Origin of the sequence: Roseivivax lentus (assembly GCF_900156805.1) — a bacterium.
In the GTDB taxonomy this organism is placed as follows: Bacteria; Pseudomonadota; Alphaproteobacteria; order Rhodobacterales; family Rhodobacteraceae; genus Roseivivax; species Roseivivax lentus.
The window spans coordinates 1-18,579 of sequence record NZ_FTOQ01000015.1 but is presented as its reverse complement, the minus strand read 5'-3'; the positions used below and the strand labels follow the sequence as shown (position 1 = coordinate 18,579).

At 66.7% G+C, this 18,579-nt stretch carries 16 protein-coding genes; 8 read left to right on the top strand and 8 right to left on the bottom strand.

Annotated features, from left to right (window positions below):
* Window positions 1-82: 82 nt before the first annotated feature.
* From BW990_RS17180 to BW990_RS17155, 6 genes are all read right to left on the bottom strand, one after another.
* Entirely contained in the window at window positions 83-721 is a 639-nt protein-coding gene (locus BW990_RS17180; RefSeq protein ID WP_076449985.1) for a glutathione S-transferase family protein, read from the bottom strand.
* Window positions 722-1,046: 325 nt separating this feature from the next.
* Window positions 1,047-2,192 carry an acyl-CoA dehydrogenase family protein gene (locus BW990_RS17175; protein WP_076449982.1) on the bottom strand — a complete coding sequence of 382 codons (1,146 nt, stop codon included), beginning with the start codon at window positions 2,190-2,192 and terminating at the stop codon, window positions 1,047-1,049.
* A 29-nt stretch (window positions 2,193-2,221) separates the two neighbouring features.
* Window positions 2,222-2,434 (bottom strand): hypothetical protein, encoded by a 213-nt coding sequence (locus BW990_RS17170; protein WP_076449979.1) that lies wholly within the window; start codon window positions 2,432-2,434, stop codon window positions 2,222-2,224.
* 48 nt (window positions 2,435-2,482) lie between these two features.
* Window positions 2,483-4,264 carry an acyl-CoA dehydrogenase C-terminal domain-containing protein gene (locus BW990_RS17165; RefSeq protein WP_076449976.1) on the bottom strand — a complete coding sequence of 594 codons (1,782 nt, stop codon included), beginning with the start codon at window positions 4,262-4,264 and terminating at the stop codon, window positions 2,483-2,485.
* A gap of 60 nt (window positions 4,265-4,324) precedes the next feature.
* Window positions 4,325-4,729, bottom strand: a complete 405-nt coding sequence (locus BW990_RS17160; RefSeq protein WP_076449973.1) for a MerR family transcriptional regulator — start codon at window positions 4,727-4,729, stop codon at window positions 4,325-4,327.
* Between the two features lie 182 nt (window positions 4,730-4,911).
* Entirely contained in the window at window positions 4,912-5,283 is a 372-nt protein-coding gene (locus BW990_RS17155) for a MerR family transcriptional regulator (protein WP_076449971.1), read from the bottom strand.
* A gap of 232 nt (window positions 5,284-5,515) precedes the next feature.
* Between BW990_RS17155 and BW990_RS21580 the strand changes: the two genes are divergently transcribed.
* Genes BW990_RS21580 through BW990_RS17140 form a run of 3 tightly spaced genes read left to right on the top strand, consistent with a single transcriptional unit; the run spans window position 5,516 to window position 7,717 of the window.
* Window positions 5,516-5,878, top strand: a complete 363-nt coding sequence (locus tag BW990_RS21580; protein ID WP_076450114.1) for a PaaI family thioesterase — start codon at window positions 5,516-5,518, stop codon at window positions 5,876-5,878.
* Window positions 5,878-6,390: a PaaI family thioesterase gene (locus BW990_RS17145; RefSeq protein ID WP_076449968.1), complete on the top strand. Its 513-nt coding sequence runs from the start codon at window positions 5,878-5,880 to the stop codon at window positions 6,388-6,390. Before BW990_RS21580 ends, BW990_RS17145 begins: the two co-directional genes overlap by 1 nt.
* The gene (locus BW990_RS17140; protein ID WP_076449966.1) at window positions 6,383-7,717 is read left to right on the top strand and encodes an MATE family efflux transporter; all 1,335 of its coding nucleotides are present in this window, start codon (window positions 6,383-6,385) and stop codon (window positions 7,715-7,717) included. The genes BW990_RS17145 and BW990_RS17140 overlap by 8 nt, the downstream gene beginning before the upstream one ends.
* 455 nt (window positions 7,718-8,172) lie before the next feature.
* Here BW990_RS17140 and BW990_RS17135 read toward each other — a convergent pair whose 3' ends face one another.
* The gene (locus BW990_RS17135; RefSeq protein WP_076449963.1) at window positions 8,173-8,898 is read right to left on the bottom strand and encodes a response regulator transcription factor; all 726 of its coding nucleotides are present in this window, start codon (window positions 8,896-8,898) and stop codon (window positions 8,173-8,175) included.
* On the bottom strand, window positions 8,895-10,463 hold the full coding sequence (locus BW990_RS17130; RefSeq protein ID WP_076449961.1) for a HAMP domain-containing histidine kinase: 1,569 nt from the start codon (window positions 10,461-10,463) through the stop codon (window positions 8,895-8,897). The genes BW990_RS17135 and BW990_RS17130 overlap by 4 nt, the downstream gene beginning before the upstream one ends.
* Before the next feature lie 188 nt (window positions 10,464-10,651).
* On the opposite strand from BW990_RS17130, the gene BW990_RS17125 reads away from it, so the two are divergent.
* From BW990_RS17125 to BW990_RS17105, 5 genes are read left to right on the top strand one after another with little or no spacing between them, the layout of a single operon-like run.
* A complete protein-coding gene (locus tag BW990_RS17125) occupies window positions 10,652-11,881 on the top strand; it encodes a glycosyltransferase family protein (RefSeq protein ID WP_143526262.1) in 1,230 nt (409 codons plus the stop codon).
* 17 nt (window positions 11,882-11,898) lie between these two features.
* Window positions 11,899-13,140 (top strand): glycosyltransferase family 4 protein, encoded by a 1,242-nt coding sequence (locus tag BW990_RS17120; RefSeq protein ID WP_076449959.1) that lies wholly within the window; start codon window positions 11,899-11,901, stop codon window positions 13,138-13,140.
* Window positions 13,137-14,294: a glycosyltransferase family 4 protein gene (locus BW990_RS17115; protein ID WP_159441684.1), complete on the top strand. Its 1,158-nt coding sequence runs from the start codon at window positions 13,137-13,139 to the stop codon at window positions 14,292-14,294. Before BW990_RS17120 ends, BW990_RS17115 begins: the two co-directional genes overlap by 4 nt.
* Entirely contained in the window at window positions 14,291-16,108 is a 1,818-nt protein-coding gene (locus BW990_RS17110; protein WP_076449957.1) for an ABC transporter ATP-binding protein, read from the top strand. Before BW990_RS17115 ends, BW990_RS17110 begins: the two co-directional genes overlap by 4 nt.
* On the top strand, window positions 16,065-18,176 hold the full coding sequence (locus tag BW990_RS17105) for a phosphotransferase family protein (protein WP_083950693.1): 2,112 nt from the start codon (window positions 16,065-16,067) through the stop codon (window positions 18,174-18,176). Before BW990_RS17110 ends, BW990_RS17105 begins: the two co-directional genes overlap by 44 nt.
* Window positions 18,177-18,579 lie beyond the last annotated feature (403 nt).

The window sequence follows — 18,579 nt, the reverse complement described above, 5'->3', positions numbered from 1 at the left end:
GTGTGAAGGCCGGGAGGGGGTCTCTTCAAGAGTGACGTGACGGCGGTTTACGTAAACGTCGCGACGTCAGATCGGCGCGCGATCAGGCGCGGTCCGCGGGGCTGCCGGGCATCAGCGCATAGGGATGCTTCCAGCCGGGCTGCTGCGAGAGCCGCGTGAGCCAGGCGTCGATATGGGGCCAATCCTGCCGCTCGAAACCGAAGGGCTCGGGGTAATAGAGATAGCCGCAGCACGACAGATCGGCATTGGTGAGGCCGTCGCCGACGATCCAGTCGCGGCCGTCGAGATGGGCGTCGAGCGTGGCATAGGCCGCCTTGAGCCTGCCTTGCATGAAATCGATCACCGGCTGCGGGCGTTTGTCCTCGGGCAGGAAGTTCATCAGGAAGCGCGTCATGCCGGCCTGCGACGAAAGCTTGTGGTTGTCCCAGAACACCCAGCGCATGACCTCGCGCGCTTCCTCCGGCGTGGTGCCGCCGAACTTGCCCGTCGTCTCGGTCACGTACATCTGGATGACACCGGATTGGGTCAGCTTGACGTCGCCGTCGACCATCACCGGGGCCTCGCCCATCGGGTTGAGATCGCGGCGGAAGTCCTCGCTGCGGGTCGCGCCGCCGAAGAAATCCACGAAGACCGGTTCCCAGTCGAGACCGGAGAGTTCGAGCGCCAGCGCGGCCTTGTAGGCATTGCCCGATTCGCCGAAGCAGTGAAGCTGGATCGTCATGTGAGGCCTCCGGTCAGGGGCGCCCGCTGCGCGGGCGGTTTTGCGTATTTGGAAAGAGGCAAGCGCCGCAGCGCCTGCGCGTCGATTAACCGTGTTTTTACCATTCGCGGGTCAGGATGGGCGCGCGGTACAGGCGGGCGCGCCGATGACCGCAAGAGGCAAGGCAGGCCGCGCCCCGATAGAGGGTTTACCCCGTGACATCCGGGCGCGCGTTTCGCTGAGAAGGGCAGGGGAGGCGGACCGCCGATCTGGCGCGCTGCCTCCCCTGTCTTGCCTCTTTCCAAATACGTGACATCGATGCCGCAAGGCATGTCCGGCGCGACGCTCATGCCTGGAACCCCCGGGCGATCAGTTCCTTCATGATCTCGTTGGTGCCGCCATAGATCCGCTGGACGCGCGCATCGGCCCACATCTCGGTCACGGCGTAATCCATCATGTAGCCGTAGCCGCCATGAAGCTGCACGCACTCGTCGAGCACCTCGCCCTGCGTATCGGTCAGCCAGTATTTCGCCATCGCGGCGCGCTCGACGGTCAGTTCCCCGCGCAGATGTTCGGCGATGCATTGATCGAGGAAGGCGCGGGCGACGGTGGCCTTGGTCTGGCACTCGGCTAGCTTGAAGCGGGTGTTCTGGAATTGCAGGAGGTTGCCGCCGAAGGCCTCGCGTTCCTGCGCGTATTGGATGGTGCGCGCCACGGCCCCTTCGATCGCGCCCACCGCCCCGCAGCCGATGATGAGCCGCTCCTGCGGGAGCTGGTTCATCATCTGGTAGAAGCCCCTTCCTTCCTCGCCGCCCAGACAGGCCTCGGGGGGCAGGGCGACATCGTCGAAGAACAGCTCGGACGTGTCGGCGGCGTGCAGCCCGGCCTTTTCGAGATTGCGGCCGCGGGTGAACCCCTCGGCCCCCGCGGTCTCGACCGCCATCAGCGAGATACCCTTCGAGCCCTGCGCGGGATCGGTCTTGGCCGCCACCAGGATCAGGGTCGCGTGCTGGCCGTTGGTGATGAAGGTCTTCTGCCCCGAGAGGCGGTAGCCGTTGCCCGAAGGCTGCGCGCGGGTCCGGATCGCCTGCACGTCGGAGCCGGTCGAGGGTTCGGTCATCGCAAGCGCGCCCACGAGCTCGCCGGTGACCATGCGCGGCAGCCAGCGTGCCTTCTGGTCCTCGGTGCCGTAGGCCAGGATGTAATGGGCGACGATGCCGGAATGGATGCCGTGGCCCCAGCTTGCCAGATTGGCGCGCGCGGCCTCCATCAGGATCACCGCCTCGTGGCCAAAATCGCCGCCCGCGCCGCCATATTCTTCGGGGATCGAGGGGCAGAGCAGGCCGAGCTTCCCGGCCTCGGCCCAGATGCCCGGATCCATCTGCCCGGCGCGCCGCCATTCTGCGAAATGCGGTGCCCATTCGCGGGCGATGAAGTCCGCCGTCATCTCGGCCAGCATGCGATGCTCGTCGGTCATCCATGTCGATGTCATGCGGCCCCCTCCCAAAGGCGCGGAGCCCGTCAGCGTTTGCGCGCGTCGAGCTCGGCATTGAAAAGGCGCAGCCTGTGCGGCAGCGCCTCGTCGTCGGTGATGCTGTCGAAATTCTCGAACAGGAAGCTGAGCGCCTCGCCCTCGTCGAGGCCGGCTTCCGATGCGAAACGCTTCAGCCTGCGGTATCCGTCCTCCGTCATGGCGACGGGGAAGCGGCGGGTCAGGCGGAAGCGTTTCGGCATGGTTCAGCTCCGGACGGATGAGGGTGGGCGTCGCCGCCCACCGTCGCCTCAGAAGTTCGCCGCGTCCAGTTCCATGACCGTCTCGGCCCCGGATTCGATCCGGGCGAGGTGGGTCGCGGTCGCCGGAAGCTGGCGCGCCATGTAGTAGCGGCCCGTGGCGATCTTGGTCTTGTAGAACGCCTCGTCCGAGGCCCCCTCCGCCAGTGCCGTCTTCGCGGCGAGACCCATGCGGGCCCACATCAGGCCGAGGCAGACATGGCCGAAGAGGTGCATGAAGTCATACGAGCCCGACAGCGCGTTGTTGGGGTTCTTCATGCCGTTCTGCATGAAGTACATGCCCGCGGTCTGCAGGTCCTTCGACGCCTTCTTCAGGGGCTCGATGAAGTCCCGGTCGAAGGCCTCGTCCTGGCCCTTGTTCTCCTTGATGAAGTTTTTCACCAGGTCGAAGAAGGCCATGACGTGCTTGCCGCCGTCCTGGCCGAGCTTGCGGCCCACGAGGTCGAGCGACTGGATGCCGTTGGTGCCCTCGTAGATCATGGTGATGCGGGCATCGCGAACGAACTGCTCGAGGCCCCATTCCTTGGTGAAGCCCGAACCGCCCAGCGTCTGCTGCGCGAGCACCGTGGTCTCGAAGCCCTTGTCGGTCAGGAAGCCCTTCAGCACCGGGGTCAGGAGCGAGATCATGCCCTCGGCCGCCGCGTCGCCATTGCGGTGCGCGCGGTCGATGAGCGAGGCGCCCCAGAAGGTGAAGGCGCGCGCGCCCTCGACGAAGCTCTTCTGGTGCAGGAGGTTCCGGCGCACATCGGGGTGCACGATGATCGGATCGGCGGGCTTGTCGGGGGCCTCGACGCCGGTGACGGCACGGCCCTGCAGACGGTCCTGGGCGAAGGCCAGGGCGTTCTGGTAGGCGACGACGCCCTGCGCGTAACCCTGCAGGCCCACGCCGAGACGCGCTTCGTTCATCATGGTGAACATGGCGCGCATGCCCTTGTGCATCTCGCCGATGAGGAAGCCCTTGGCGCCGTCGTAGTTCATGACGCAGGTGGCGTTGCCGTGGATGCCCATCTTCTCTTCGAGGCCGCCGCAGGAAAGCGAGTTGCGCTCACCCAGCGAGCCGTCCTCGTTCACCAGGAACTTCGGCACGATGAAGAGCGAGATGCCCTTCACGCCCTCGGGGCCGCCGGGGATCTTGGCAAGCACGAGGTGGATGATGTTGTCGGTCAGGTCATGCTCGCCCGCCGAGATCCAGATCTTCTGGCCGGTGATGGCGTAGCTGCCGTCGTCCTGCGGCTCGGCCTTGGTGCGGATGAGTCCCAGATCGGTGCCGCAATGGGGCTCGGTGAGGTTCATGGTGCCGGACCAGGAACCCTCGACCATCTTGGGCAGGTAGGTTGCCTTCTGCTCGTCCGAGCCGTGGGTGTGGATGGCGTTATAGGCGCCGTGGCTCAGGCCCTGGTACATGTTGAAGGCCATGTTGGAGGAGACGAACATCTCGCCCACGGCGGAGTTCATCAGGTAGGGCATGCCCTGGCCGCCATATTCGGGGTCGCAATCGAGCCCGATCCAGCCGCCTTCGCGCATCTGGTCATAGGCTTCCTTGAAGCCCTTGGGCGTGCGCACGACGCCGTTCTCGAGCGTGCAGCCCTCTTCGTCGCCGGTCCGGTTCAGGGGGGCGAGCACGTTCTCGGACAATTTGCCCGCTTCCTCGAGGATCGCCTGCAGCGTGTCGCGGTCCAGGTCCTCGTAGCCGGGGATGTTGCCTTCGCTGATCTTCAGCACCTCGTCGAGGACGAAGATCATGTCTTTGGTCGGGGCGGTGTAGACGGGCATGATTGCTCTCCCTTGTCTTTCTGTCTATCTAGCTGTCGGTCTCGTGTCGGCGGTCGCGGATCACTCCGCGGCTTTCTTGGACTGGCCCATGGAGGCCAGCATCTTTTCACCCCAGCGCATCTGGTCCTCGAGTTCGGAGATCGCCTCGTTCAGCTCGTCTCGTTGGGAGATCATGTCGTTCAGGCGGTCCTGCGCGATCTCGTAGGTGCGGGCGAGCTGGGTGCGCTGCTGGTCTCCCATGTCGTAGAGATCCAGAAGCTGGCGGATCTCCTCGAGGCTGAAGCCGAACCGCTTGCCGCGCAGGATCAGCTTGAGCCGACCGCGGTCGCGGCGGGTGAAGAGACGCTTCTGTCCCTCGCGGATCGGGAACAGCAATTCCTTGGCTTCGTAGAAACGAAGCGTGCGGGGCGTCACGTCGAAGGCGTCGCACATTTCGCGGATCGTCAGGGTTCGGTCGTCGGTCATGTCGTCGTCTATCTCTGCCGGTTCCAATGCCGACGGATTAAGGGCGGATGACCGATTCCTACAACAGTGCTTGACGTTGACGTAATCCATACGTCACGTCACTTCGGGCCTGACGTAAGATCAGGCAAAATTTACGCAGGGTCAGGGTAATTTTCGACGCGCCGGAGGGCGCCGGGCGGGCCCTATTCCTTGAGTGCGGCGGCGGTATCGTCGCGCAGCGCCGTCAGTTCGGCCATCGCCGCATCGAGCTGTTCGCGCTGCACGGCCAGCTCCTCGATCTGGCGGTCGGCCAGCGCGATCCAGGCCTTCATCTGCGCCTCGGTGCCTTCCTTCTCGTAGATCAGGAGCCACTGGCGGATATCCTCGAGCTGGAAGCCGAACTTGCGCCCGCGCAGGATCAGCGTCATCCGCGCCACCTCCCGCGGCCCGTAAAAGCGCGACCGGCCTTCGCGGTCCGGCGTGAGCAGCTCGATATATTCGTAATAGCGCAGCGTCCGTGGCGTCACGTCGAACTTGGCGCACATTTCCTTGAAAGTCAGACGGGTGTCGGCCATGCGGTTCTCCTCCGCGATTATTCTAGGCGAGCGGTGGGCCGCCTGCAAACCGGAACCCGCGCCGCGCGGGCGATATTGCGCGCCCGGGACCGGCGCACGATGGGGCCTTGTTCCCGCCCCCGACAATGCCGATAAACGCGGGCCAAAGCATCCCTCCCGAAAGGCCCGGCCCGTGGCTGCAGACAAAGCGAAAATCGCGCGTCAATTCATCGCCAGCATCCCCCATGCGCAGATGCTCGGCATGCAGATCGAGGAGATTGACGACGGCTATGCCCGCATCATCATGCCCTATCACGCGCGGCTGGTGGGCGATCCGCAGACGGGTGTGATCCATGGCGGCGCGGTCTCGGCGCTGATGGATACCTGCGGCGGCGCCGCGGTGATGAGCCATCCCGCCGCCCCCGGGGGCACCGCCACGATCGATCTCAGGATCGACTACATGCGCGCGGCCACGCCGGGCGACACGATCGTGGCGGAGGCGCGCTGCACCCATATCACCCGCAATGTGGCCTTCGTGCGCGCCACGGCGGTCGACGACGACAAGGACAACCCGGTGGCCACCGCCACCGGCGCCTTCTCGGTGGAGGGCACCTGATGGCACGGCGACCTCGTCCCGAACCCGTCCAGCAGGTCAAGCAGCGCCGGGATGCGGCGCTCAACGCGCTCGCGGGCGGCGTGCCCTATATCCAGACGCTCGGGCTGCAGTTCGATCGCCGCGGCGACGAGCTGACCGGCATCCTGCCCTTCAAGGACGACCTGATCGGCAACCCGATCCTGCCGGCGATCCATGGCGGGGTGACGGCGGCCTTCCTCGAGATGACGGCGATCATCACGCTCAGCTACCAATGGCTGTGGGAAGACGTGGAATCGGGTGCGATCCTCGTCGAGGAATTGGAGCGGGGCGAGCTGCCGCGCCTGCCCAAGACCATCGATTTCACTGTGGATTACCTGCGCTCGGGCCTGCCGCGCGACGCCTATGCGCGGGCCCGCGTGACCCGGTCGGGACGGCGCTATTCCTCGGTGATGGTGGAGGCCTGGCAGGACAATCGCGACCGGCCCTTCGCGATGGCGACGGCGCATTTCCTGATGCCGCGCCGCGATGGCTGAGGCCGCGCCCGGCCCCGACAGCATCACCCATGCCCGCGTCCTGACCATTGCCGGACCGATCGTGCTGTCCAATGCCACGATCCCCATTCTCGGCGCGGTCGATACCGGCGTCGTGGGGCAGCTCGGGGCCGCGGCGCCCATCGGCGCGGTGGGGCTCGGCGCGATCATCCTGCAGGCGGTCTACTGGATCTTCGGCTTCCTGCGCATGGGCACGACGGGGCTCGCGGCGCAGGCGGCAGGGGCGGGCAACCGCGCCGAGGTGGCCGCCCTCCTGACCCGCGTCCTGATGATCGGCCTCGCCGGGGGCACCGTGATGATCGCCGCCCAGTCGCTTCTCTTCGCCGGGGCGTTCCGGCTCGCGCCCGCCTCCGCCGAGGTCGAGGCGCTGGCCCGCGACTACATGGGCGTGCGCATCTGGTCGGCGCCCGCGGCCATCGCCATCTACGGCATCACCGGCTGGCTCATCGCCGCCGAACGCACCCGCGCGGTGCTGGTGTTGCAGGTGGGCATGAACCTGCTCAACATGGCGCTCTCGGTCTGGCTGGTTCTCGGTCTCGACCTCGGGGTCGAGGGCGCCGCCCTGGGCACGGTCATCGCCGAATGGTGCGGCCTCGCGCTGGGCCTCTGGCTGTGCCGTGCGGCCTTCGGGGTGCCGGCCTGGCGCGACTGGCCGCGCGTCTTCGACGCGCACCAGCTCAAACGGATGGGCCGGGTGAACGGCGATATCCTGATCCGCTCGGCGCTGCTGCAATCGATCTTCGTCTCCTTCCTGTTTCTCGCCTCCGGCATGGGCGATGTGACGCTGGCGGCGAACCAGGTGCTGCTGCAGTTTCTCCACGTCACCGCCTATGCGCTCGATGGCTTCGCCTTCGCCGCCGAGGCGATGGTGGGCCAGGCCGCGGGGGCGGGGGCGGTGGCGACGCTCCGGCGCGCGTCGCTCCTCTCGGCGTTCTGGGGGGCGGTCGCCACGCTCCTGCTCGCGGCGGCATTCGCGCTGGGCGGCGGGGCGATCATCGAGCTGATGGCCGAGGCACCCGAGGTCGTTTCCGAGGCGCGCCGCTACCTGCCCTGGATGGTGCTGGCCCCGGTGCTGGGCCTCGCCTCCTACATGTATGACGGCATCTATATCGGCGCGACGCGCACCGCGGACATGCGCAACCTCATGGCCGTCTCCGCGGCGGGCTATTTCGCCGCCGCGGCGCTGTTGATCCCGGTCTTCGGCAATCACGGGCTCTGGGCGGCGCTGATGGCCTCCTTTGTGTTCCGCGGCCTGACGATGGCGTGGCGCTACCCCGCCCTAGAGCGCGCGGTCGCCCGGGGCGCGTGACCCTCTTGGGCTTGCCTATTGGACAAATACCGCCGGGGGTGAATTGGCCGGAGGCCAAGAGGGGGCAGCGCCCCTTGCCCAAGCGTCGATTGCACGGGGAAGCTGATAACGGTCTCTTGGCTGAGCGAGGCAGGCACAGGAGCGCACAGCGGCAACAACGCTAACGCAACTCTATCACGTTTTCAGGCAGTGGACGGACCAAACAGCTTGAGCACACCGGCCCCAGGAGCCGCGTAAAAACTTGGCGGCGTCTGCTTGCGGCCCACAAGAGACATTCGTCGTCCAGTATTGCGCCGCACTGCGGCTTCCCCAGACCGGACTTTCGCTGCGGGTGCATGGATCCAGGTGGCCTCGAACTCACACTTCGCGGACACTCCGGGCTTTCGCTGCGTCCCACAGGAAGGTCCGTTCCATCGCCGGGATGCCGCCGAGTGCCTGCCGTGGTCAAGCTGGGGTCAAATTTTCTCCGGCGGATCTACTTTATCGGATGCTTCGACCGTGTAACCGAAGCCACGCACGTTGCGCAGGATGACGGCGTCGGTCGCCTCGCGCAGTTTTCGGCGCAGGTAGGAGACATAGACTTCGACCACGTTGGTATGCGGATCGAAGTCGTAGCCCCAGACGGCCTTGAGCAGCTCGGTCCGGCTCATCACACGGCCCTGGTTCTCCAGCAGCGCCGCAAGCAGCTCGAACTCGGTCGCTGTCAGCGACAGAGGCGTGCCGTCGACGTCGGCCACGACGGCGGCGCGGTCCAGCCGAAGGGGGCCGAGCGTCGAGGCGGACGGCACCTGACCCCCGGGCCCTGCATGGCCCGCGCGGCGCAAGAGCACCTTCACCCGCGCCGTCAGTTCAGACAGCGCGAATGGCTTTGTGAGATAGTCGTCTGCACCCGCATCGAGGCCTTCAAGCTTTTCCTCCAGGCTGTCGCGCGCCGTCAGCATTAGGATCATCACGCCGCTTCCGGCGGACCGCAGGGCGCGGCAGAGTTCCGCGCCTTCGGAATCGGGCAGAGTCCGATCGAGAACGACGAGGTCGGGCGCGGTCTCGCCGACATGCTCGACCAGCCCCGCGCCATGGGTGCGCACGGTGATTTCGTGCCCTTCCAGGCGCAGGCCCGATGTCACGACCTCGCAGATCTCGAAGTCGTCCTCTACCAGCAGAATGCGTGCGGCATCGCTCATGGTGCGTCCTCGCGCAGTACAAGTCGGACGACGCCACCGCCGCCCGAGCCGTTGGACACGCTTAACGAGCCACCGTGACCTTCCATGATCCAGGCGGCGATGGACAGGCCAAGCCCGGTTCCGCGACTGCGCCCTTTGCGGAAGCGAACGGACGGCTCGGCGATCTCGTCCTCGGAAAAGCCCGGCCCCTCATCCGCGACCTCGATGACCGTGGCATCGTCGCGGCTCAGCGTCACCTGGATCGTGCTGGCTTCGGGCGCAGCCTCCACGGCGTTGTCGAGCAGGATCAGCAGCGCCTGTCGCAGCCGGTCCGCGTCTCCTGTAACCTCTATGGGCACCGCCGGTTGACGCGGCAGCAAGGCGATGCGCTTGGACCGTGCAAGCTCTCGGCTGTCGAGCAACGTGTCGGCAAGCACGTCCTGAAGGACCACAGGGCCGCGTTCGATCGGGATCACTCCGGCCTCTGAACGGGCAAGGAACAATAGATCTTCCACCAGGCGGCCCAGCTTGGTCGCGGTGCCCACGGTTCGCTCGATCACGGTCCGCATCGCCGTCTGATCAGTTTCGGGATCGCGCAGCGCCACCTCGGCCCGTCCGCGCAGCACTGTCAGCGGTGTGCGCAACTCGTGGCTGATGTCCGCCAGAAAGCGGGACCGCTGCTTGGACTGTCTTTCAAGGTCCCTCAGCGCATCGCGCAGTTCCTGCGTCCGCTCGTCCACCTCGCGTTTCAGATTGTTGCGCGCAGCGATCAGCGCGCCGCGCTGGGTGTCGATCTCGGCCGTCATGCGATTGAAGCCCTTTGCCAGGTCACCGAACTCGTCCTTGCGATTCACCGTGATCCGATGGTCCAGATCGCCGCCTGAAACGGCCGCGACGCCATCGCCCAGACGGGCGACAGGCCGCAGAACCGAACGGTTCAGGAAATGCGACAGCCCCGCGGCCACAAGCACGGACGCCAGCCCCAGCCCCGCGGCGATCCATCGCAAGCGGTGCATCGCCTCTTGGGAGTCGGCAAGCGCTTCACGGACTTCAAGCTGTTCGCGGGCGACCGAATCCTCGGTCAGGCGATCGAGCGTTACGTCCAGCACCTCTTCGATCTCGCCGCTGTAGATCTCGATGGCGCGCGCGGTCTCGCCCTGTTGCAACGCGTGGACCAAGCGCAGGCGTGCCTCTTCCAGCCGCAAGACGGCCTCGCGCAGTCCCGTCATGCGGTCCAGTTCCAGCTGCTCCTCGGCGATCTCTTCCAGGTCATCGACCTCGCGCAGCTCCTCGATTTCCGCGGCGACCTGCCGTTCCATCGTCTCTATTACGCCCAGAAGCTCGTCGCGCGCCTTTTCCGCCTGTTCGGACTCGGGGCCCAGGATGACATGCTCGGCAATCTGTTCGGAGTAATTGTCGGCCATCTGCTCGATGCCCTTCACCGTCAGCGTCTGCTCGTAGCTGTCGGAAATCTCTCGCATGACGGATTGATTGGTGCGCAGCGTCGTCAGTATGAGCACCGCCACCGCCCCCGCCACAAGCACCAGCACAGCCTGTGCGATGGCGATCTTGGTCGTAAAGCGCATCCGGTCCCCCGCGTGTTCCTGAGCACCGTGATAGCACCGGTCTGTAAGCGGAGCATGGGCAATCTGCATGTTCTAACCAAACTCTAACGATCTCTAACCGTCTTCTAACGGGTCTTATCGAGAGCATCCGCGTTACAGATTTGTGACGCTCGGCAAAGCCCGGGCAAGAAACCCAGGAGATGCCCGAGATGTTCGAGAGGCTCGACGCCCGGTTCGATCCGATGCCCCACCGTCCGGCGGCGCCGTTGCGGATCATGCTCTATTCGCACGACACGTTGGGGTACGGGCACCTGCGCCGCAACCTGCTGCTCGCCGCCGCCCTGTCCGAGATCGAGCCGCGCCCCGAGATCCTGCTGATCGGTGGAATGCGCGAGGCGGGCGCCTTCACGATGCCCGCCGGAGTCGATTGCGTGACCCTGCCGGCCTACGCCAAGGAGGGCGACGGCAGCTACCGGCCGCGCGACCTGGGCGGCGATCTGGCGCGTCTTTCGGCACTGCGCTCCCGCACCATCCGGTCCGCCGCCGAAGGGTTCGATCCCGACCTGGTGATCGTCGACAACGTGCCGCGCGGCGCGCAATTTGAGCTGGACGACACGCTGCACGCGCTGCGCGCGCGGGGTCGCGCGCGTATCGTTTTGGGCCTGCGCGATGTGATCGACGAGTGTGCGACGGTGCGCCGCCAGTGGCTGCGCCAGCGCAACTTCGAGACGGTGCGCCATCTTTACGACGCGGTCTGGATCTACGGCGACGCGGCCTTCTACGACATCCTGTCGGATTGCTGCATGTTGGGGCCGCTTGGCGGGAAGGCGATGCATGTGGGCTACCTCGACCCGACGGGGCGCCGCGATGCCGATCAGGCGGCCCGCGACCTGGCGGCCGTGCAAATGGCCGATCCGCGCCCATACATCTACTGTGCCGTCGGCGGGGGGCGCGACGGGCTTACGCTTTGCGAAGCCTTCGCCGGATCCCGGATGCCGGATGGCCATCGCGGCGTCCTTGTCACCGGCACCCAAATGCCGCGTGAGGCCAAGGACCGTATCGCTGAATTGACGCGGGACCGCGACGACCTGACGGTTCTGCCGTTTCTGAGCGAACCCATCGGGGTGATGGCCAACGCCGCCCGCATCGTCGGAATGGGCGGATACAACACCACCATGGAGATGCTGGCGCTTGATCCTCCCGCGCTGATCGTGCCGCGTTGCGCCCCCCGTCGAGAGCAGGTCATGCGCACCGAGCGGCTTGCCGCGCGGGGGCTCGTTTCGATGATTCTGCCCGCAGACCTGACCTCGGACGCCCTGTCGGCCTGGATGGCCGCCCCCGCGCCAAGACCAGAGCGGCAACCCGACATGGGCGGCCTGGCGCGCGTTCAGGCGCTTGCGTCGAAGGTCTGCAGCACCGCACCGGCCCTCGTCGCCTGACTAAAGGAGATTCCATCATGACCACACTCGCTCCCCCTGTCGGACGCATCGGCTACGTGCTCAAGCGGTATCCGCGTTTTTCCGAGACCTTCGTGGTCACCGAAATCCTGGCCCACGAGGCCGCGGGCCAAGAGATCGACATCTTCGCGCTGCGCAGCGTGGAAGAGACGCACTTCCAGGACATGCTGGGCCGTGTGCGCGCGCCCGTCACCCGCCTGAAGGATCGGTTTTCAGGGACCGAAGGCCTCTGGCATCGGCTGGACGAGGCGCGGGCCGAACTGCCCGGCGCATGGGAGGCGTTACGCGCGTCAGATGGCATCGCCTCTGGACGGGACGTGGCGCAGGCCTTGGAACTGGCCGTGCTGGCCAAGCGCCGAGGCCTTGTGCATCTGCATGCGCATTTCGGCACCGTCGCCACGTCGGTCGCGCGGCTTGCGGCGGCCATGGCGGGTATAGGCTACAGCTTTACGGCGCACGCCAAGGACATTTACCACGACTACGAAGACCCACAGCACCTGGACCTTAAGCTGCGCGACGCCGACCTTTGCGTCACCGTCTCGGATTACAACCTGGCCCACCTGCGTGACCGCTTCGGCCCCGGACCCCGGCTGACGCGGGTCTACAACGGTCTCGACCTCGATCGCTTCGCCTACAAGACGCCCTCACCCGAGGCGCGCGAGATCCTCGCGGTCGGTCGTTTGGTGGAAAAGAAGGGCTTTCACATCCTGATCGAGGCCATTCGCCTGATGGCACAGGACGGTCTGGCGCCGGTCTGCCGCATCGTGGGCGACGGCGAAGAGCGCGAAGACCTCGCCCGCCAGATCGAGGATGCGGGCGTGTCCGACCACGTTGTGCTCGAAGGCCCCCGCCCCCAGTCAGAGGTCATCGAGATGATCCGGGGCGCGGCGCTGATGGCCTGCCCCTGTGTCGTCGGCTCGGACGGCAATCGCGACGGGATGCCGACCGTGCTGGTCGAGGCGATGGCTCTTGGTCTGCCCGTGGTGTCGAGCGATGTGGTGGGCATCCCCGAACTCGTGCAGGACGACGAGACGGGACTGATCGCACCGGCATCCGACCCCGAAGCGCTTGCGGCGGCGATGACCCGTCTTCTGGACGATGCGGCCCTCCGCGACCGTCTGTCGGCCAGTGCCCGCGCGCGGATCGAGCGCGACTTCGACGCCCGCGGTGCGGCCTCTGCCCTGCGCGCCCAATGGGCGGAAACGCTGTCCGCGCGCCCCAGTGCGAAAGAGGCGGCATGATGCGCATCGCCTATGTCACGACCGATCCCGGCATTCCCGTCTGGGGCGCAAAAGGCGCGTCTGTCCATGTTCAGGAGATGCTGCGCGCGGTGACGGCGGCGGGCCATTCGGTCACCGTCCTGTCTCCGCGCCTGGAAGGCACGCCGCCCGCTGATCTGGCGCAGGTCGCGATGCTGGCGCTGCCGCCCGCCCCCAAGGGAGCGCCCGAAGCGCGGGCGAAGGGGCTCCTTGCCGCGAACGCGGACGTTTGTGCCGCGCTCGATACCCTGTCGCCTGATATCGTGTACGAGCGCCACGCCCTTTACGCCCATGGCGCCACGGAGTGGGCGCGAGCCCAAGGCGTCCCGAGTGTGCTGGAGGTGAATGCCCCGTTGGCGGCAGAGGCCGCGGCGCATCGCACGCTGGCCCTGGCCGCCGAGGCAGATAGCTCTGCGCAGCGCGCCATGTCGGCTGCCACGCTGGTTTCTGCCGTGTCCGAGCCCGTGGCCGACCACGCGCGGCAGATGGGCGCCCAATACGTGACCGTAGAGCCCAACGCCGTCGATCCGGCGCGCTTTCCTGCTCCTGCCCCGCTGGCCGCCGATCCGTTCACCGTCGGCTTCCTCGGCTCTCTCAAGCCGTGGCACGGCATGCCGCTGCTGATCGACGCCTTTGCCCTGCTGCGCGCCTCGGTGCCTGACGCGCGCCTTCTGATCGTGGGCGACGGACCCGAACGCGCCGACATAGAGCGCCGCTTGGCAGCGGCGGGCTGTGCGGACGCCGCAGAGATCACGGGCCTCGTTCCCGCCGCCGAGGTGCCCGCCCACCTTGCGCGGATGGATGCGGGCTGCGCACCCTATGGCGAGAGCGAAGCCTTTTATTTCTCGCCGCTCAAGGTTTACGAATACATGGCCGCGGGCGTGCCGGTGGTCGTCACCCGTGTGGGCCATCTTCCCGGCATCGTATCGGAAGGACTTACCGGCCTGGTGGGCCCCGCGGGCGATCCGCAGGCCCTCGCGGACAGGCTGGCCCAATTGGCGGCGGACGCGAAACTGCGGCGCACCCTGGGTGCCGACGGTCGTGACGCCGTCCTTGGTACCCGCACCTGGGCAGGTGTCGCCGCCCGCGTCCTTGGTCGCGCCATGGCCGCCGCGCCGGATCGCGTGGTCGCATGAGCCGTCCCACCCATCTTCGCGAAACGCTGCCCGGTCTGGGACGGATCGTGCGTCGCCTTGCTCCCTACCTCGTCGGGCACCGTCTGGTGCTGGTCGGATCGGTTCTGGCACTGATCCTGTCCACCGTCGCCAAGCTGGCCGAGCCATGGGCGCTCAAGTTCGTGATCGACAGCGTCGTGCCCACCGCCTCGGGCGAGCCTGCCCTCGGCGCCTATGATCCGATGGTGATACTCTCGCTTTGCGCCGGTGGCCTTCTGGCCGCCGTGCTGCTGCGCGCCCTGTTCCAGTTCCTCGCCACGATGGGGTTTGCGAAGGTCGGAAATACGGTGCTGACCAAGGTGCGCGCCGACCTGTTCCGTCACCTCCAGTCCCTGTCGGTCGGGTTTCATACGCGGTCTCGCGCGGGCGATCTGACCATGCGGTTGGTGGGCGACGTGGGCATGCTCAAGGAAACGATGGTGACGGCGGCGATGCCGCTGGCCGCCAACGTGCTGATCTTCGTGGGCATGGTGGGCGTGATGCTCTGGCTCGATTGGCAGCTCGCGCTTGTGGCGCTGGCACCGCTGCCTGTCCTGATGATCCTGTCGCGCGTGCTGACCGGCCGTATTCGAGAGGTCAGCCGCACGCAGCGCAAGCGGCAGGGCCATCTGGCCGCGACCTCGACAGAAACGCTGGCCGGCATCCGCTCGGTTCAGGCGCTGGGACTGGAAGAGCGCTCTGCCGCGGTATTTTGCGGCGCAAACGACGGCGACATGAAGGCCGGCCTGCGCGGCGCGCGCCTGACCGCCGGGCTGGAGCGGTCGGTCGACGTGCTCGCAGGCGTCGGTCTTGCAGCCATCCTGTTTTTCGGGACATTGCAGGTTCTTGCCGGACGGATCACGCCCGGAGACCTTCTGATCTTCGTCACCTACCTCAAGCACACCTTCCGGCCGGTGCGCGGCTACGCCAAATACGCCGCGCGTCTTGCCAAGGCCATGGCCGCGGGCGAACGGGTCGTCGGCCTTCTCGACGAGACCGATGCCGTGGCCGACCGCCCTGACGCGATGCCTGCGCCCGCCCTTTCGGGTGCGCTGGCCTTCGAAGGGGTGCGATTTTCCCACGCTGACGGCCCGCCCGTCTTCAACGGGCTTGATCTGAAGATAGAGGCCGGAGAGCGGGTTGCCGTCGTCGGCCCCTCTGGGACCGGGAAATCGACGCTCGCGGCCCTCGCCCTGCGCCTGTATGATCCAGACGCCGGGCGGGTGATGGCAGACGGACACGACCTGCGCGACGTCACCATGGCCAGCCTGCGCACCCAGATCGCCCTTGTGCCGCAAGAACCATTGATCGTCTCGGGCACGGTGCGGGAGAACCTGGTCCTGGGGCTGGATCGCGACGTCAGCGATGCCGAGATCGGGTCCGCCGCCAAAGCCGCCGCGGCACAGGACTTCATCGACGCCCTGCCGGACCGATACGAGACCCATATCGCCGAGCGCGGAGGCTCATTGTCGGCGGGGCAGCGGCAGCGGCTGTCTTTGGCGCGCGCGATGCTGCGCCGGACGCCAATGCTGATCCTCGATGAGCCGACGACGGGTCTTGACGGCCCCTCGGAAGAGGCCGTCGCACGGGCCATCGGCGAAGTGTCCAAGGGGCGCACGACCCTTTTGATTACCCACGATCTCGCACTTGCCGCCGCTTGCGACCGCATTGTCGTCCTTGACCGGGGTCGCGTGGCAGAGGACGGCGCGCCCGCCGGTCTCATTCGAAACGGCGGCTGGTTCGCCAACGCCCATGCCCGCCAAAGAGGGGAACAACCGCATGCGCTCGCATCCTGAAACGACTGGCTCGTCCGGGGACGACAGCCTTGCCTCGCGAGAGCCGGAACTGCCTGGCCTGCCGGGCCTGCTCGACGCCACCACCTTGGCAGAGCGCGCGGGACTTGGCCCGATGCGCACCTCCTACCTTCTTTACAAGCCGTGGACATCCTGCATCGCGGGACTTGTTCCGAAGAACGGGCGGTTTGGCGCGTGGATGGCCGCGACCTATCCGATCGAACGCTACGAAGAGGTGCGGGCAAGGCCTGCCTGGAAGGACGACGCCGTTTATTTTGATGATGTCCAGACCGTGTTGGTGCCACTTGCGCTGCTGCGAAGGCCGCGTGCGGCGCGCGCGCTCGCCGATCCCGCGGCGCGGGATGCTCTTCTATTCAGCGTCAGCCTTTCGGGCTGCAGCCTGACGCTCCTTCGCTTCAAACCCGGACGTCGCCTCGTGCTGCGCGCGGACGGACCCGCAGGGCCTCGCGCCATTCTGAAGATACACGCGCGAAAGGCCGACTATGATCGTGCGTTGGTCGGTGCCCGTATGGCGGCCGCGCACGGCGTGGGCCTGATCGGAACCTGCGCGCGCGCGAAAGCCATCGCCAGCGAATGGGTGCCGGGCGAGGCGCTGACGGCGGACGCGTCGCTGCAAGCCTTCGTGCGTGCGGGGCGCGCTCTTAACGCGGCACACGCCATCGCGCCCGCTGATAAAGCGCTCGCACTCAAACCCGCCGATACCATGCGGCAGGCCGAAAACTTGGGCTGGCTTCTGCCAAGGCTGGAAGACGCGGCGAAGGACCTTGCTGCACGGATGCCCGCGCCGCACTCGGGGGCTCCGGTCGCCCTGCACGGCGATTTCAGCGCCGACCAGATCGTGGACGGTTCCACAGGCGCGCGGATCGTTGACTGGGACCGGGCCTGCCAGGGGCCAGCCGCATGTGACCTTGGCTCCGCTCTCGCCGCGCTCGATTTGGACGGGCTGCGCGGGGCGGACACAGCAGAGGCCTCGGGCGACGCGCTGTTGGCAGGGTACAGAGCGGCTGGCGGGCAGGTGTCCGACGTCGACCTGGCGGCGTGGCGCGCGCGTGCGTTGCTGGCCCGCGCCGACGAGGGGTTCCGCACGCGCCGCCGCGATTGGGAGGCCGAAGCCGCTTCCGTTCTGGACCGCGCGGCGGCGGTGCTGGACGGCGCCGGGGCCCCGACCCCGCATCTGTCCGCAGCACTCGCGCTGCGGCCCGAACCGGGTACGACGGGCGAAGCAACCCTGATGCGACTGAAGCCCCGGCGTCGCGCATTGATCCGCTATGGACACGGCGTGCTTGGCAAGCTGAGAGCAAAGGGCCCGGACACCCACGCCACTCGGGTTCAACAGCGCCTGCGCGCCGCCGGGCTGGACGGGAAGAAGGGCGTCGGGGTGCCGCCAGTTTTTGGAACCTACGAGGATCCGCCCGTCTGGCTACAGGCAGAGATCGACGGCGCGCCGTTGGGCGACCTTCTGGATGGGCCGACGGCTGACGCAGCAATGCGCCGGACGGGCCGGGCCCTCGCGATGCTGCACGACACCCCGGCCCAGACGGACAGACGTTGGAGCATGGGAGATGAACTGTCCGTTCTGGACCGCGCGGTCTCGGGCGGCCCCCATCCCGATCTGGCAGAGCTTGCCGTCACGCGTTTGGCCAACTTGCCGCCCGCCGCACCGGTCGGACTGCACCGGGATTTCTACTTCGATCAGGTCGTGGTTGGGCCCGATACGCTCTGGCTGGTCGATCTGGACTTGCACGCGCGCGGCGATGCGGCCATCGACATCGGCAACTTCCTTGCGCATCTGACAGAGCTTGACTTGCGCCGTGGCAGCCACGGCGATGGCTTTGGTCATCTCGCCCAAGAGTTCCTGTCGGGATACGCCGAGACTCGCGCGCTGCCGAGCGAAGATCGGGTCGATCTTCTGCACTGGGTCTCTTTAGCGCGCCACGTCGCCATCGCGCAGCGCTTCGCGGATCGCGCTCACGCAGTTGACGCGATCGCAGCGCTGTGCCGCGAACGCCTTGGCGCCCAAGCGTTACCAGCGATCAGAGACGCAATTTAACGGGACGCGCTTCATCATGCGCGCCCCAACTGAACGGCGACGTGGAACGGGTCAGCCGTCACAATAGCGTTCGTGCAGACTTTCGGAACGCTCCAGCACCCGGGTCTAAATCCATAAGGAACATCATGCTGCATCTGCAGCACGCCCTGCCTGAACCCGCCATTCGTGCATCGTGCAGCATCGGTGAAAGTGGGCTCGTAGCTGCCTTGCGGCAGCGCAGAGGAAAGCGTGCAGTGATAGCCGTTTGAATGTAGGGTTCACGTGGTCCTGGCATGAAATTGCGCACTTGCAGCGAATGGCCGGAACCCGCCGATTCCGTTGAAAAACTCCTGTTCGCGAGCGCAGAATATTGGCGCTCGTGATTGGCTCAAGCGCCTTTCCCTTCAGGCGTTTCGTGGTTTCT

Coding starts and splice junctions, on each gene's coding strand:
- BW990_RS17180 (WP_076449985.1), bottom strand. CDS start 721: ATGACGATCCAGCTTCACTGCTTCGGCGAATCGGGCAATGCCTACAAG.
- BW990_RS17175 (WP_076449982.1), bottom strand. CDS start 2,192: ATGACATCGACATGGATGACCGACGAGCATCGCATGCTGGCCGAGATG.
- BW990_RS17170 (WP_076449979.1), bottom strand. CDS start 2,434: ATGCCGAAACGCTTCCGCCTGACCCGCCGCTTCCCCGTCGCCATGACG.
- BW990_RS17165 (WP_076449976.1), bottom strand. CDS start 4,264: ATGCCCGTCTACACCGCCCCGACCAAAGACATGATCTTCGTCCTCGAC.
- BW990_RS17160 (WP_076449973.1), bottom strand. CDS start 4,729: ATGACCGACGACCGAACCCTGACGATCCGCGAAATGTGCGACGCCTTC.
- BW990_RS17155 (WP_076449971.1), bottom strand. CDS start 5,283: ATGGCCGACACCCGTCTGACTTTCAAGGAAATGTGCGCCAAGTTCGAC.
- BW990_RS21580 (WP_076450114.1), top strand. CDS start 5,516: ATGCTCGGCATGCAGATCGAGGAGATTGACGACGGCTATGCCCGCATC.
- BW990_RS17145 (WP_076449968.1), top strand. CDS start 5,878: ATGGCACGGCGACCTCGTCCCGAACCCGTCCAGCAGGTCAAGCAGCGC.
- BW990_RS17140 (WP_076449966.1), top strand. CDS start 6,383: ATGGCTGAGGCCGCGCCCGGCCCCGACAGCATCACCCATGCCCGCGTC.
- BW990_RS17135 (WP_076449963.1), bottom strand. CDS start 8,898: ATGAGCGATGCCGCACGCATTCTGCTGGTAGAGGACGACTTCGAGATC.
- BW990_RS17130 (WP_076449961.1), bottom strand. CDS start 10,463: ATGCGCTTTACGACCAAGATCGCCATCGCACAGGCTGTGCTGGTGCTT.
- BW990_RS17125 (WP_143526262.1), top strand. CDS start 10,652: ATGTTCGAGAGGCTCGACGCCCGGTTCGATCCGATGCCCCACCGTCCG.
- BW990_RS17120 (WP_076449959.1), top strand. CDS start 11,899: ATGACCACACTCGCTCCCCCTGTCGGACGCATCGGCTACGTGCTCAAG.
- BW990_RS17115 (WP_159441684.1), top strand. CDS start 13,137: ATGATGCGCATCGCCTATGTCACGACCGATCCCGGCATTCCCGTCTGG.
- BW990_RS17110 (WP_076449957.1), top strand. CDS start 14,291: ATGAGCCGTCCCACCCATCTTCGCGAAACGCTGCCCGGTCTGGGACGG.
- BW990_RS17105 (WP_083950693.1), top strand. CDS start 16,065: ATGCCCGCCAAAGAGGGGAACAACCGCATGCGCTCGCATCCTGAAACG.